Genomic DNA, 13,432 nt, shown 5'->3' with positions numbered 1-13,432 from the left:
ATCATTTGCTAGAGCGTCAGGGTCCGCCCCGTAACGCGCGTGCGCTCTGATAAAGGCAGATCGCCGCTGCAGCAGCAACGTTCAGGCTGTCGGCTCCCCCCGCCATCGGGATACGCAACCGCAGATCGGCCGCTGCGGCGACCTCTGCCGGAAGGCCGTGCGCTTCCGGTCCGAACAGCCACGCCGTCGGCCGTGCCAGCATCGAGTCGGCTTCGTCGAGGGACAACTCGCCGTTCACCACTGTGGCGAGCACCTGCAGGCCGGCGGCCCGCAGCGGGGTGATTGCCTGCGTGACATCGGGGGCGACCACGACGGGGATGTTGAAGATGCTGCCGGTCGAGGCGCGCAGGCACTTGCCGTTGTACGGGTCGACGCTGTGGCCGGCCAGCACCACCGCCGCGGCGCCCATCGCGTCGGCGATGCGAATGATGGTGCCGGCGTTGCCCGGCTCGTTGATGTCCACCACAACCGCGACCAGGCGCGGCGAGCCTGCCAGCACGTCGTCCAGCGCCGTCGCGGGAATCTCGCACACCGCGACCAGACCTGTCGGAGTCACCGTGTCCGACAACGCTTTAGCGGCCCGTTCCGTCACCACGTGGACCGGCGCCCGCTGCCCGGTGACCACGGCGTCGTGGCGGCGTGCGGCGTCCTCGGTGACAAAGAGGTCCCGAACCAGCCCGCGCTGCAGCGCCGCCGCGACCAGGTTGGGCCCCTCCGCCAGAAATAGCCCCGCACGGCGCCGGGCGATGTGACGATGCAGCTTGACCGCCGCGACCACCCGGGCCGAGCGTTCGGTGAGGGCGGTCCCCATCGTCTGAGGACCCGGCCGGTTAGGCAGCCTCTCCGGAGGGGGCGTTGACATCCTCGGGCAGTGCGGCCCGAGCCACCTCAACCAGTGCGGTGAACGCTGCCGGATCGGTGATCGCGATATCGGCCAGGTTCTTGCGGTCCACCTCGACGCCGGCGGCCTTGAGGCCCTGGATCAACCGGTTGTAGGTGATGTCGTTGGCACGCGCGGCGGCGTTGATCCGCGAGATCCACAACTTACGGAACTCGCCCTTGCGGGCGCGACGGTCGCGGTAGGCGTAATTCAGCGAATGCAGCTGCTGCTCTTTGGCTTTGCGGTAGAGGCGGGATCGCTGACCGCGATAGCCCTTCGAAGCTTTCAGGACGCTGCGCCGCTTCTTGTGGGCGTTGACCGCCCGCTTCACGCGTGCCATGGGGGTTCCTACTCTCGTTCAAAATCGGTCGGGGGCTGCCGAAGCCCGCTCTCGACAGGGGTTTCGTGGGGGATGCGGTGCTAGCCGTTGAGCAGCGAGTTGACCCGCTTGGTGTCGTTGGCCGACACCACGGTCCGGCCGTCGAGGCGCCGGGTGCGCTTGGTCGCCTTGTGCTCGAGCAGGTGCCGGCGATTGGCTTTCTGGCGGACGATCTTGCCGGTACCGGTGCGCCGGAACCGCTTCGAAGCCCCGCTGTGGGTCTTGGCCTTGGGCATGTTTCCTCGGTTTTCCTGTTCGGTGAGCTGTCTGGTGGTGCTGCGAGTTGTTGCTAGGACGGTTGGGCGTCACCGGCCGAGTCGGCCGGCCCCGCCGCACTCCCCGGATGCTGCGCCCTGGCGCGAGTCTTCGCGCCACGGTGCGGTGCCAGCACCATCGTCATGTTGCGCCCGTCCTGTTTGGCCGACGTTTCGACGAATCCGTATTCGGCGACGTCGGCGCCAAGACGCTGAAGCAGTCGGTAGCCCAGCTCCGGCCGTGACTGCTCGCGTCCCCGGAACATGATGGTGACCTTGACCTTCGACCCCGCTTCGAGGAAGCGGACCACGTGGCCCTTCTTCGTCTCGTAGTCGTGGTCGTCGATCTTGGGCCGCAGCTTCTGTTCCTTGACGACGGTCTGCTGCTGATTCCTGCGGGATTCACGCGCCTTCTGCGCCGCCTCGTACTTGTACTTGCCGTAGTCCATGATCTTGCAGACCGGCGGCCTGGCATTGGGAGCAACTTCGACAAGGTCGAGATCGGCGTCCGCGGCAACGCGGAGTGCGTCTTCGATACGCACAATGCCTACCTGCTCTCCCCCAGGGCCGATCAATCGAACTTCAGGCACGCGAATGCGCTCGTTGACGCGGGTCTCAGTGCTGATGGGGCCTCCCTCGTTGGCTTCTATTCCAGTGCGGCACAAACGCGAACCGGGCCGGAAACAGCGGTGGGAGCACACCAACCATCAGCAAAAAAGCCCTGCACAAGCAGGGCCCATTGCCGACCGATCACGGCTTGGCCTGGCCAAACCGCCTGCGCAACGCACAGAACGGGCACCTTTGTCGATGCCCGTGACCGGACCGAATTGCCTTGAGGTACCTCGTGGCAACCGGTGGGAGTGGGACTCCTCTTCACTGTCCCTGGCCTAAGGCCGGGATGGTCGCAGCGATCAGTCTAGCAGGCACAACGGGTGGGCTCGCCAACCCGCCGAATGCCGCACTCCGGCATCCACATACCAAGCCGGTCTTGGCGTGTGGGCGGCCAAGCATGGCCAAGCCAGGAATTTCCCGGCTTAAGGGAATATCCTCGCGGTCTGTGACACTCACTAAGCCGCGCCCGACGCGCAGGCCGACTTCCCGGTATCACTGGCTGCCCGCGGCAGCCGGGTGGACCGTCGGCGTCATCGCGACCGTGTCGCTGCTGGCAAGCGTTTCGCCGCTGATCCGGTGGCTCATCCACGAGCCACGCGAATTCATCAACCACTATCTGTTCAACTTTCCGGACACCAGCTTCGCCTGGTCGTTCGTCCTGGCCCTGCTGGCCGCGGCGCTGACGGCGCGCAAGCGCATTGCGTGGGTCTTGCTGTTGGGCAACATGGTCGTGGCCGCAGTGATCAACGCCGCCGATATCGCCGCCGGCGGCAACACACCGGCCGAGGCGTTCGGCGAGAACCTCGGTTTCGCTTTCCACGTCGTGACCATCGTCCTGCTGGTACTCGGTTATCGGGAGTTCTGGGCCAAGGTCCGCCGCGGCGCGCTGTTCCGGGCGACGGGTGTGCTGTTGGTCGGGGGCGCCATCGGAATTCTGCTGTCCTGGGGACTGGTGGAGATGTTCCCCGGCACCCTGGCGGCACCCGACCGGCTGCCGTATGTTGCCAACCGGGTCATCGGGTTCGGCTTCGCCGATCCGGAGCTGTTCACCGGCCGCCCGCACGTCTTCCTCAACGCGATTTTTGGGCTGTTCGGCGCATTGGCCCTGATCGCTGCCACCGTCGTCTTGTTCCTGTCCCAGCGCGCCGACAACGCCCTGACCGGTGAGGACGAGTCCGCGATCCGCGGTCTGGTGGAGCTCTGGGGTAAGAACGACTCGCTGGCCTATTTCGCCACCCGGCGCGACAAGTCGGTGATCTTCGCCCCCAGCGGACGGGCCGCGATTGCCTATCGCGTCGAACTCGGAGTCTGCCTGGCCAGCGGCGACCCGATCGGCGACCCGAGGGCGTGGCCGCAGGCAGTGACGGCCTGGATGAGCCTGTGCCAGACCTACGGCTGGTCACCGGGAGTGATGGGGGCCAGTTCGGAAGGGGCACGGGTATACCGGGAAGCAGGCCTGAACGCACTGGTGCTGGGCGACGAGGCCATCCTGCGGCCGGCCGAATTCAAGTTGTCCGGCCCGGAGATGCGAGGGGTGCGCCAGGCCGTGACCCGGGCGCGACGGGCCGGACTGACGGTGCGGATTCGTCGGCATCGCGACATCTCCCCGGACGAGATGGCGCAGACCGTCGAGCGGGCGGACGCCTGGCGCGACACCGAAACCGAGCGGGGTTTCTCGATGGCGCTGGGCCGCCTGGGTGACCCGGCCGACGGCGATTGCTTGTTGGTGGAGGCGATCGACCCCGGCAACCAGGTGGTGGCGATGCTGTCGCTGGTGCCCTGGGGGAACACCGGTGTCTCGCTGGATGTGATGCGCCGTTCTCGAGAGTCCCCCAACGGCACCATCGAGCTGATGGTCAGTGAACTCGCGCTGCACGCTGACAGCCTTGGCATCAACCGAATTTCGCTGAACTTCGCAATGTTCCGCTCAGCGTTCGAACAGGGCGAGCAATTGGGAGCGGGCCCGGTTGCCAGGCTGTGGCGGGGACTTTTGATCTTCTTCTCCCGCTGGTGGCAGATCGAGACGCTGTACCGCTCCAACATGAAGTACCAACCCGAATGGGTGCCGCGCTTCGCCTGTTACGACGACGCCCGGCTGATCCCCAAGGTGGGCGTCGCCTCGGCCTTCGCCGAGGGCTTTCTCACCTTGCCCTTCACCCGGCGCGAGAAGGCACACACCGGTCACCACCCGGCCGTGCCGAAACCGCTGGTGGACAGCGGGCTGTTGCACCCCGACGGCACGGCACCCGACGTCAGCGGACTTCAGGTGGCAGATCTGCCGTCGGCAGACGACACGCGGCGCCGTCAACCCGAGCAGGTACGAGTCCGGCTCGCCAAACTGGAAAAGCTGCACGACGAGGGCGTTGACGCCTATCCGGTCGGCGAACCGCCCAGTCACACCATCACGCAGGCGCTCGCGGCCGAAGACGGGTCGCCGGTGTCGGTGGCCGGACGCATCCTGCGGGTACGCAACTACGGTGGCGTGTTGTTCGCCCAGCTGCGCGACTGGTCAGGCGAAATGCAACTGCTGTTGGACAATTCACGTCTCGAGCAAGGCCGGGCGGCGGACTTCAACGCAGCGATCGACCTCGGTGACCTGGTGGAGACGACCGGCCACATGGGCTTCAGCGACAAGGGCACCCGTTCGCTGATCGTCACCCACTGGCGGTTGATCGGCAAATGCCTGCGCCCACTGCCCAACAAGTGGAAGGGACTCACCGACCCCGAAGCCCGGGTGCGCTCCCGGTACGTCGACCTGGCGGTCAACGCCGAATCGCGTGACCTGATCACCGCCCGCAGCAGCGCGTTGCGCTCGATCCGCGAGACCTTGTTCGCCAAGGGATTCATCGAGGTCGAGACGCCCATCCTGCAGCAGATCCATGGGGGTGCCACCGCGCGCCCGTTCGTGACCCACATCAACGCCTATGCCATGGACCTGTTCCTGCGGATCGCCCCGGAGCTCTACCTGAAGCGGCTCTGTGTCGGTGGTGTGGAGCGCGTATTCGAACTCGGCCGGGCCTTCCGCAACGAGGGGGTCGACTTCAGCCACAACCCCGAGTTCACGCTGCTGGAGGCCTACCAGGCGCACGCCGACTACACGGTGTGGATCGAGGGCTGCCGCGAGCTGATCCAGAATGCCGCCGAGGCCGCCAATGGTGCCCAGATCGCGATGCGGCCCAGAACTCAGGATGATTCGATTAGCCACCGGTCGGGCCTGGAGCCCGTCGACATCTCCGGCGTGTGGCCGGTGAAGACGGTCCACGACGCCGTCTCCGAAGCCCTCGGCGAGCACATCGACGCCGACACCGAACTGCAGACGCTGCGCAAGCTGTGCGACGCCGCACGCATTCCCTACCGCGGCTACTGGGACGCCGGCGCGGTGGTGCTGGAACTGTACGAGCACCTCGTCGAGGACCGTACCGAACACCCGACGTTCTACACCGATTTCCCCACCTCGGTATCACCGCTGACCAGGCCACATCGCAGCAAGCGCGGTGTGGCCGAGCGCTGGGATCTGGTGGCCTGGGGGGTCGAGCTGGGCACCGCCTACAGCGAGCTCACCGACCCGGTGGAGCAGCGGCGCCGCCTGGAGGAGCAGTCCCTGCTGGCCGCCGGCGGCGACCCTGAAGCGATGGAGCTCGACGAAGATTTCCTGCAGGCCATGGAGTACGCGATGCCCCCCACCGGCGGGCTGGGCATGGGCGTCGACCGCGTCGTCATGTTGATCACCGGCCGCAGCATCCGTGAGACTTTGCCGTTCCCGCTCGCCAAACCGCACTAGGCCGGGGCTTAGCTGACACGCCCGGGCTCAGTTAACGCACAGGAAAAACTCCGCAAACATGGGCCCGGATGGAACCCCGGCGAACAAGAATGAACCCGTGACCGCGTCGACGCCCGCTCACCTGGCCACCGCGGCGTCCGCTCACAGGCTCTCCACCCAGGCTTTTAGCCACACCTCCCTGATGCACGGCTGGGTGCCGCTCACCGTTCAGGTCGTGACCGGCGTGGTGCTGCTGCTCGCCATCGGCTGGCGGACCCGGTCCTGGCGGCTGCGCTGGCTGCCGCTGGCCGCACTGGCCGGAGGGGCAGCGGCTTTCGCGACGCGCGCGTACGTCAGCCGGATCTCCACCGAACCGGCCCCGGATGCGTTGTGGGCCTGGGCCGGATTGGCCGGGTCGGCTGTAACGGTGCTGCTGCTCGGCTGGCGCAGCGCGCAGTGGTGGCGCCGTGGCATCGCGCTGCTGTCGGTGCCGCTGTGCCTGCTCAGCACCGCGCTGACGCTGAATATGTGGGTCGGCTATTTCCCGACGGTGCAGGCCGCCTGGGGTCAGCTGTCGTCCGGGCCCCTACCCGACCAGACCGATCCGGCGACCGTCGCCGCGATGGCAGGCAAGGGCGTCCGCCCGGCGCACGGCAGCGTCGTGCCGGTCGTAATCCCTTCGGATGCATCGCATTTCAAGCATCGCGGTGAGCTGGTTTACCTGCCGCCGGCCTGGTTCGCGAGTGCCCCGCCGCCGCGGCTGCCGACCGTCATGATGATCGGCGGTCAGTTCAACACTCCCGCTGACTGGGCGCGGGCGGGCAACGCGGTGCGCACCGCCGATGCGTTCGCCGCCGCGCATGACGGCAATGCTCCGGTACTGGTGTTCGTGGACTCTGGCGGCGCATTCAACAACGACACCGAGTGCGTCAACGGCCGACGCGGCAACGCCGCCGACCACCTGACCAAAGATGTTGTGCCGTTCATGATTTCACGCTTCGGGAGCAGCTCGCAGCAGGCCAATTGGGGCATCGTGGGCTGGTCGATGGGCGGAACCTGCGCGGTTGACCTGACCGTCATGCATCCGGGCATGTTCAGCTCGTTCGTCGACGTCGCGGGTGACCTGTATCCCAATGCCGGAGACAAGCAGGAGACCATATCCAGGCTCTTCGGCGGCAACGCCGAGGCCTTTGCCGATTTCGACCCGAGCACGGTGATCACCCGGCACGGGCCCTACACCGGCGTTGCGGGATGGTTCGCGATCCCGTCACACCGTGAACTGCCGATCGCCGACACGCCCACCATGCAACTGGCCGGTCGCGACGCCGCACTCAACCCCAGTAACCAGACCGCGGCCGCCAACGCCCTGTGCGCACTCGGCCGCTCCTACGACATCGACTGCGCGGTGGTCCCGCAACCAGGCAAGCACGACTGGCCATTCGCCGACCAGGTTTTCGCGACCGCGCTGCCCTGGCTGGCCGGCCGGCTGGGCACACCCGGGGTGCCGCGGATACCACTACCGGGAACCGCCTCTTCCCCGGCGCCCAGCGGGCCGTCGAATGCGCAAGTCGTCGCGGCCGGACGGTAACCGGTGTTGACGGTTGCCCGGGTCCGTCGCGCCATTTTCGCGCGGCACTGCAACCCGTGGAGCGCCTGGACCCGCTGGGCGAGCACGCCCCTGACCCTGGTCCCGATCTGGACCCGACGGCCGGGCCATGCGGTGCTACTCGGGGTGTGGCTGGCGATCAACCCGTTCGTGTTCGGAAAACCGCACCACCACCGCGCCTGGGCGACGCGGGCGATGCTGGGTGAAGAACTGTGGATCACCCGCCGCCCGCGCGACGCCGCGATGTTGGTCAGCGGGGTGACCTCCGTGGCGGCAGCGGCCGGGGTGCTTGCCGCTCGGCGCCGCCGACTGCGTCCGGCGGTGATCGCCGTGGCGGCACAGATGGCGCTGACGATGGTCTACTGGCAGCAGATGGTGCGCTACCTCGAGCGCCGGGAACCTTTCCCTCACGCGCAGCAGTAACGTGTCGGGCATGCCCGACCAACCACCCACCCCCGACCCGGGATACGACGACTCGGGCGTGCCGACGTTCGACTCGGTACGCGAGAAGATCGAGTCGCGCTTCGGCGCGGCTCAAGGTGCCGAAGAACTCGCAGCCGAAACCGCCGAAGGCAGGTCAGTCGAGGAACAGTACGAGGAGCGCCAGCGGGCTGCTGCCGAGCGCCTGGCCAAGATCCGGGAGTCCATGCGCACCGATGACTGACGCCGTGCCGAAGTTGCGAGCCCGGCGGTGAGCCATGCGTAAGTTCAGCGTCGAAGAGCGCCGAAATCGCTTGGCGCGCAGGCATTTCCTGTGCCACGCCGGCTCGGTGTCCCGGGTCACCGCCGGGCTGGTCGGACTGCACGCCACCGATCCCGCCACTCCGTACCTGTCGCTGCGGGCGCGGTGCCGCGGCTTCCGCACCACCGACCTGGACCGGGTGCTGTACGAAAAGCGTTCTGCCGTCAAACACTTGGCGATGCGCAGGACACTGTGGGTGGTGAACTCCGATGACCTCCCATTGGTGCAGTCGGCGGCCAGCGGTCAGGTAGCCGACACCGAGCGTCGCCGGCTCGTCGCTGACCTGCACAAGGCCGGGGTGACCACCGACGGCGAGCGCTGGCTGGACCAGGCGCGCGCCGCGGTGGTGCGCCACCTAGCTGAGCATGGCCCGGCCAGCAGCACCGAACTTCGCAACGCCCTGCCGGAATTGGCCGGCAGCTACGATCCGGCACCCGGAAAGCGTTGGGGCGGTTCGGTTCCGGTCGCCCCGCGGGTGTTGACGGTGCTGTCGGCGGGCGGCGACATCGTGCGCGGCCCGAACGACGGGAACTGGACCGCCTCGCGGCCCCGGTGGAGCGCCACCGCGGACTGGCTCGGGCAGAACGGCGACCCGATACCGGAAGCCGCCGCGCGGGCCGAGTTGATCCGCCGCTGGTTGCAGACGTTCGGCCCCGCGACGGTCAACGACATCAAGTGGTGGTTCGGCACCACGTTGACGGCGGTGCGGGCCGCGCTGGCCACCCTCGGCGCGGTCGAGGTGGATCTGCACGGCAGCCCCGGCTACGCGCTGGCCAACGACCTTGGCGTGGAACCGGAGGTGGGTCCGTGGGGCGCGCTGCTACCGGGGCTGGACCCCACCACGATGGGCTGGTCTGACCGGGATTGGTATCTGGGTGCGCATCGCGGGGAAGTCTTCGACAGCAACGGCAACGCCGGACCCACGGCGTGGTGGAACGGACGCGTAGTCGGAGGCTGGTGTCAGGACCCTGACGACAAGCAAGACGCCCGCGTGCGGCTGCAGCTGCTGGAAGATCCCGGCGCCGACGCGCGGCAGTGCCTGCAGCAGCAAGCCGACCAACTCACCGAATGGCTGAACGGGGTCCGGATCAGCGCGCGCTTCCCGTCACCGCTGTCGAAGGCGGGGCGGCGCACGTGACATCGAAGCGCCCTATACCGGGTATGCGTGCGCCATGAATTGGCTGACGTCCCACGGTGTCGCGATCGGCTCGGCGCTGCTGGCATCGTTTGTCGCCGCGGTGGGCATCGTCGTTCGGCAGGCCGCCCTGCAGGCGGTCGACAGCGGATCCGCCGGCGCCGTGGCGGTGCTGCGCGACCGGTTGTGGTGGGCGGGCACGGCCGCCGCCATCGCTGCCTACGGGTTTCAGGCCATGGCCCTGGCACACGGGTCGCTGCTCTTGGTGCAGCCGATGCTGGTCTCCTCGTTGCTGTTCGTGCTGCCGCTGAGCGCGGTGCGATCGGGCCACCGCGTACCGGGCTCGGAGTGGGCCTGGGCGACGCTGCTGACGGCCGCGCTTGCGGTGTTCGTGCTGGTGGGGCAGCCGCGAGAGGGCCACTACCGGCCGCCGACGCCGGCTTGGACGCTGGCCCCCGCGGCGGCGGTGCCGGTGGCCCTCGCGGTGCTGGGGGCCCGTCACAGCGCGGACAGAGTCCGCGCCACCTGGCTGGGTGTGGCGGTGGCCCTGCTGCTGGGGATGATCGCCGTGCTGACCAAGACCTGCACCCACCGTTATGCGGTGGGCGGATGGCACGCTCTGCTCGCCGTGCCCGCGCCGTACGTTCTTGTCGCCCTGGCGGTGGCGGCGACGGTGCTGCAGCAGTGGGCGTTTCGGGCCGGGGCGCTACAGGCGTCCGTGCCGATCATGCTGGTCGGTGAGCCGCTGGTGGCGGTGATGCTGGGCATTGTGGTGCTCGGCGAAAATCTGACGGTGCACGGTGTCGGCGCGGTCGCGCTGCCGGTGGCGATTGCGGCGATGCTGGCGGCCACGATCGCCCTGGCGCGCGGAGAAGGCGCCCAGACGCAGGAGGCGGCGCTGCGCCGCTGACTCAGCGATCACGCCAGCCGCGCCGATACCGTTCTTCGTAGTAGGCGTCGTCGTCCTGCTCGGCCGCTTCCATACCGCGCGCCCGCTCGGCGTCCAGCCGGGCCGAGTTGGCCTCGATGAATGCCGACATCGCTCCCACCCGCGGATCGGACCGGACTTCGCGCATCGCTTCTTCGACCTTGGGCCGCAGGTCGTCCACCGCGGCGCGGTAGGCCGCCAGAATGGCGTCTTCGTCGGGGGCTGTCACCGACAGCAGCCGGTTCTCGGCGTCGACGACCACTCGGATGCCGTCGACCGTGCCGACACCCCGGACCTGCTGCAAGGACGACTGGGCGCGCCGCACTTTCAGACCGAGTTCCTCGAAGTCATCACCTCCGGCCACGGTCACCCGGCCTTCTTCTCGCGCGGTAACCGGCATCCGGTGTAGCCCGAAACCACCAAGTTGCCCCGGTAGGCCATCTTGATGAAGATCCCGGTCGGCCCGGAAAACCACACGTCGTGATTTGCCGGCTCATCTTTCATGACCTGGACGTCGACGGCGCCGATCTTGGCTGCAGAGTCCTTCGCTACCTGGACGATGGCGGCCCAGCTCGCCTCGGATACCGCGATGTTCTCGGCGACGCGGTCCGGCAGGAAGTACCGTTGCCCGTCCGTTTGCTCATAGGGGTGCTCACAGTTTCCGGTGGTTCCCTCGTGCAGGGTCTCCCACTTGATGGAGGGGATCATTGTGCTTGCGGCCGCGGTGATTTCGTCCATCGCGGCTTGCACCTGCGCCGTGGTGTCTTCGAGTGACGGCAGGGCCTTAAGTTGCTGGAGGGCCTGCCCCGCAACCGACGGTGGTGTGGGTTCGTAGGGTTTGTCCACGTGGCATCCTGTCACCGCGAGAAGGGCAGCGAGGGTCGCGGCCCGGAGTATTGCGTTGCCGCTCCGACTGAGGGGCTTCTTGGCTGAAAGGGTCATGTCAGCTTCCCGGGATCGCCTGGTCTGCCAGGCCTGCCACGACGGCGGCGATGTTGTACCCCGTGGTGCGGGGCAGGTTGTTGCTGCCCTGGCGAGGATAGTCACTGTGCCCGTGAGCGCCGTCGAGGTTGATCGCGCCGCCGCGGCCGTCCGGCACGCTGGCTGGTCCGGTGGCCAGCCGGGTGAATTCTGGATTGGTTGCCGGGTTGGGCCCGAACTGGCCTGCGCCGGACGCGTCGAGAACGGACAGCCCGCCCTCGGCGACGACGTTGAATGGGTATGGGAGCAGCGGGGCGCCGGCGTGAACGAACGGTGGGGCGTCGTAGGTGAGCTGGATCGGATCGTCCGGGGTTTCCATCGCGTAGACGTGTCCGGGCTGTAGTTGCAGCTGCTGCGGAGTGGCGGCCTCGATGCCGGGCGAACCGTAGAAGAGCGCATCGCTGACGCCGTGGCTACCGGGCTGCTGCAGGGCCAGTCCGGTGGTCAGCGAGCCGTACGAGTGCCCTATCGCGGTCAGATGTGCCGGGCCGCCGTCATGCGCGGCCCCGATCCCGTCGTAGAAAGCAGCCAGACTGCATGCGCCGGTCCGAGCCAGATCGTCATGGCTGACCCCCCAGGCACCCGCCAGCGACCTGCCGCTGTCGTCCAGTCCGGGGATTTGCGGTGCGTCGTAACCGATCCAGGCAATGGCCGATACCGTCTCGTGGGCGTGACCGGGTGTGCTCTGCAGCTGCCGCAGGGCTTCCAACCGCATGTTGGTGGCCTCTTCGCTCATACCCGTGATCGCGCCATGGACAGTGGTATTGAGTCCGGGGGCGGTCACCGAGACGTGGGTGGCGGTGTCAGGGTCACCGACCGCGACGACGGCATGGGCCTGGCGTCCGGTCTGGGTGTCCAGCAGCAGCAGCTTGCGGTCGGGTTTGCCGCCGACGGCTTTGTCCACGGCCTGCAGATCCGGCAAGCTTCTCGTACCGTTCAGCGCGGCGTCGTATCGGCTCTTCCATGCCTCGTAGGCAAGGCGGTCGTCGAAGATCGCCCCCGGCTTGTTGGGTGCGGGAAGGTTGTTGCCGACCGCCCAGTCGGGGTGCTGCGCGCGCAGCGCGTCGGCCTGCGCGGCGGCGGAACGGGCCCTGGTCAACTCGTCGCCCAGGGTTTCCCGGTTGTAGTAGTCCCGATCGACGGCGGGCATGCCGTCACGGTTGCCGATGTAACGGTCGTGCCGGTACAGCGCGTCCTTCTCGGCAGGAGTCAGGCTCTCCCAGAGATCGTGGAACTGCTTCGTGTCCTTGGGCGGCTGCGCCCCGCCGTCCAGGATGGCTTGCAGTTGCGGGCGGACCGGCGCGCCGTCGGGGTGCTGCCGGTAACCGGTCAGCTCCTGCAATCCGGACGAAATTGCTTGCGCTGCTTGCGTTTCCCCGTCCGCGAACTGGGTCAGGAGCTCTTTGACGCGAGCCTGGAAATCAGCTGCCTGGCTGTCGAGTTGGGCTTGCAACAGGTACGCCAACAGGTCACCCGCCCTGGCGCCGGGCACCTGGGGTGCCGTGACGTTGCCTTGGTCGTCCACCGTCATTCCCGCAGCGGGGATGTCGCCGTCGACGATGCTCAGCAGCGCGCTGCGGTACCCACCCAGCCGTGCGCCGTAGGTGTTGAACGTGTCCGCCAGCGTGACCACCGCCGAGCCGATGTGGTTGGCGGCCAACTTTTCCGACATCGCGCGCACCGAGGTAGCGCTCGCGGCTTCGCCCTTCCAACTGTCCATTGCGGTGTCCACGTCGCGGTCCATCTGGTCCACCCGCGCGTTGAACGCGTTGCTCTGCGCGCCCAGGTCCCTCGCGAAGGCCGTCATCGACTCCGGTGTGCAACCGCGCACGTGACTGATCGTGGTCACCGCGGCTAGCGATCACCGCTGTATTGGCGTCGCTGGTCGGCGAACCCCCGATCGACCGCCTCGTAAGTGGTCGCCGCGTTCGTCGACGATTCGGCCATCCGGCGCACACCGGCGCCGATCACACCGAAACCCTTGGCGACGGCGTCGCTGACCTGCACGGCAGCCTCTTGAACCGGCGAGCCCGGCATGTCGACCACCGCGGTGATCTTCAGCGCGCCGATTGCGTCTGCGTGACCGGCCAAGGTGGTGCCGAGCCTGTGCAAGTTATCCAGATCGACTTGGAACAGATCGCCCACCCAGCGGATT

14 protein-coding genes are annotated in these 13,432 nt (G+C 67.7%); 6 read left to right on the top strand and 8 right to left on the bottom strand.

Annotated features, from left to right (window positions below; translation table 11 throughout):
* Positions 1–16: 16 nt before the first annotated feature.
* The 4 genes from AWC08_RS00510 to infC form a co-directional block, all read right to left on the bottom strand.
* Positions 17–811: a TrmH family RNA methyltransferase gene (locus tag AWC08_RS00510; protein ID WP_069434164.1), complete on the bottom strand. Its 795-nt coding sequence runs from the start codon at positions 809–811 to the stop codon at positions 17–19.
* A gap of 19 nt (positions 812–830) precedes the next feature.
* Positions 831–1,220, bottom strand: a complete 390-nt coding sequence (rplT, locus tag AWC08_RS00505; protein WP_065137036.1) for a 50S ribosomal protein L20 — start codon at positions 1,218–1,220, stop codon at positions 831–833.
* Between the two features lie 80 nt (positions 1,221–1,300).
* Complete coding sequence (rpmI, locus tag AWC08_RS00500; protein WP_055579168.1) at positions 1,301–1,495, bottom strand: 50S ribosomal protein L35; 195 nt, start codon at positions 1,493–1,495, stop codon at positions 1,301–1,303.
* Positions 1,496–1,548: 53 nt separating this feature from the next.
* Positions 1,549–2,139 carry a translation initiation factor IF-3 gene (infC, locus tag AWC08_RS00495; protein WP_082986745.1) on the bottom strand — a complete coding sequence of 197 codons (591 nt, stop codon included), beginning with the start codon at positions 2,137–2,139 and terminating at the stop codon, positions 1,549–1,551.
* Between the two features lie 383 nt (positions 2,140–2,522).
* On the opposite strand from infC, the gene lysX reads away from it, so the two are divergent.
* Genes lysX through AWC08_RS00465 form a run of 6 tightly spaced genes read left to right on the top strand, consistent with a single transcriptional unit; the run spans position 2,523 to position 10,278 of the window.
* Positions 2,523–5,906 carry a bifunctional lysylphosphatidylglycerol synthetase/lysine--tRNA ligase LysX gene (lysX, locus tag AWC08_RS00490; RefSeq protein WP_178132166.1) on the top strand — a complete coding sequence of 1,128 codons (3,384 nt, stop codon included), beginning with the start codon at positions 2,523–2,525 and terminating at the stop codon, positions 5,904–5,906.
* Positions 5,907–5,964: 58 nt separating this feature from the next.
* Positions 5,965–7,473 carry an alpha/beta hydrolase gene (locus AWC08_RS00485; protein WP_083271218.1) on the top strand — a complete coding sequence of 503 codons (1,509 nt, stop codon included), beginning with the start codon at positions 5,965–5,967 and terminating at the stop codon, positions 7,471–7,473.
* 3 nt (positions 7,474–7,476) lie between these two features.
* Complete coding sequence (locus tag AWC08_RS00480) at positions 7,477–7,914, top strand: DUF6653 family protein (RefSeq protein ID WP_172835268.1); 438 nt, start codon at positions 7,477–7,479, stop codon at positions 7,912–7,914.
* A gap of 10 nt (positions 7,915–7,924) precedes the next feature.
* Positions 7,925–8,155 carry a hypothetical protein gene (locus AWC08_RS00475; protein ID WP_065137051.1) on the top strand — a complete coding sequence of 77 codons (231 nt, stop codon included), beginning with the start codon at positions 7,925–7,927 and terminating at the stop codon, positions 8,153–8,155.
* A 34-nt stretch (positions 8,156–8,189) separates the two neighbouring features.
* The gene (locus tag AWC08_RS00470; RefSeq protein WP_069434162.1) at positions 8,190–9,371 is read left to right on the top strand and encodes a winged helix DNA-binding domain-containing protein; all 1,182 of its coding nucleotides are present in this window, start codon (positions 8,190–8,192) and stop codon (positions 9,369–9,371) included.
* Positions 9,372–9,405: 34 nt separating this feature from the next.
* On the top strand, positions 9,406–10,278 hold the full coding sequence (locus AWC08_RS00465; protein WP_069434161.1) for a DMT family transporter: 873 nt from the start codon (positions 9,406–9,408) through the stop codon (positions 10,276–10,278).
* A gap of 1 nt (position 10,279) precedes the next feature.
* Here AWC08_RS00465 and AWC08_RS00460 read toward each other — a convergent pair whose 3' ends face one another.
* The 4 genes from AWC08_RS00460 to AWC08_RS00445 all read right to left on the bottom strand — a co-directional run bounded on the left by AWC08_RS00460 (position 10,280) and on the right by AWC08_RS00445 (position 13,422).
* Positions 10,280–10,666 (bottom strand): YbaB/EbfC family nucleoid-associated protein, encoded by a 387-nt coding sequence (locus tag AWC08_RS00460; protein WP_082986740.1) that lies wholly within the window; start codon positions 10,664–10,666, stop codon positions 10,280–10,282.
* On the bottom strand, positions 10,663–11,142 hold the full coding sequence (locus AWC08_RS00455) for an LppA family lipoprotein (protein WP_069434160.1): 480 nt from the start codon (positions 11,140–11,142) through the stop codon (positions 10,663–10,665). Before AWC08_RS00455 ends, AWC08_RS00460 begins: the two co-directional genes overlap by 4 nt.
* Positions 11,143–11,239: 97 nt before the next feature.
* Positions 11,240–13,126, bottom strand: a complete 1,887-nt coding sequence (locus AWC08_RS00450) for an alpha/beta hydrolase (protein ID WP_232007935.1) — start codon at positions 13,124–13,126, stop codon at positions 11,240–11,242.
* A gap of 5 nt (positions 13,127–13,131) precedes the next feature.
* The gene (locus AWC08_RS00445) at positions 13,132–13,422 is read right to left on the bottom strand and encodes a hypothetical protein (protein WP_065137029.1); all 291 of its coding nucleotides are present in this window, start codon (positions 13,420–13,422) and stop codon (positions 13,132–13,134) included.
* Positions 13,423–13,432 lie beyond the last annotated feature (10 nt).

This window comes from Mycobacterium gordonae, from assembly GCF_002101675.1.
GTDB classification, from domain to species: domain Bacteria; phylum Actinomycetota; class Actinomycetes; order Mycobacteriales; family Mycobacteriaceae; genus Mycobacterium; species Mycobacterium gordonae.
Note: the sequence above shows the minus strand (reverse complement) of the source record. Positions and strands in the feature narration are given on the sequence as shown.

What these genes read in the sequence shown, in the direction of transcription:
- AWC08_RS00510 (WP_069434164.1), bottom strand. Translation starts at nt 811, where the DNA reads ATGGGGACCGCCCTCACCGAACGCTCGGCCCGGGTGGTCGCGGCGGTC.
- rplT (WP_065137036.1), bottom strand. Translation starts at nt 1,220, where the DNA reads ATGGCACGCGTGAAGCGGGCGGTCAACGCCCACAAGAAGCGGCGCAGC.
- rpmI (WP_055579168.1), bottom strand. Translation starts at nt 1,495, where the DNA reads ATGCCCAAGGCCAAGACCCACAGCGGGGCTTCGAAGCGGTTCCGGCGC.
- lysX (WP_178132166.1), top strand. Translation starts at nt 2,523, where the DNA reads ATGGCCAAGCCAGGAATTTCCCGGCTTAAGGGAATATCCTCGCGGTCT.
- AWC08_RS00485 (WP_083271218.1), top strand. Translation starts at nt 5,965, where the DNA reads ATGGGCCCGGATGGAACCCCGGCGAACAAGAATGAACCCGTGACCGCG.
- AWC08_RS00475 (WP_065137051.1), top strand. Translation starts at nt 7,925, where the DNA reads ATGCCCGACCAACCACCCACCCCCGACCCGGGATACGACGACTCGGGC.
- AWC08_RS00470 (WP_069434162.1), top strand. Translation starts at nt 8,190, where the DNA reads ATGCGTAAGTTCAGCGTCGAAGAGCGCCGAAATCGCTTGGCGCGCAGG.
- AWC08_RS00465 (WP_069434161.1), top strand. Translation starts at nt 9,406, where the DNA reads ATGAATTGGCTGACGTCCCACGGTGTCGCGATCGGCTCGGCGCTGCTG.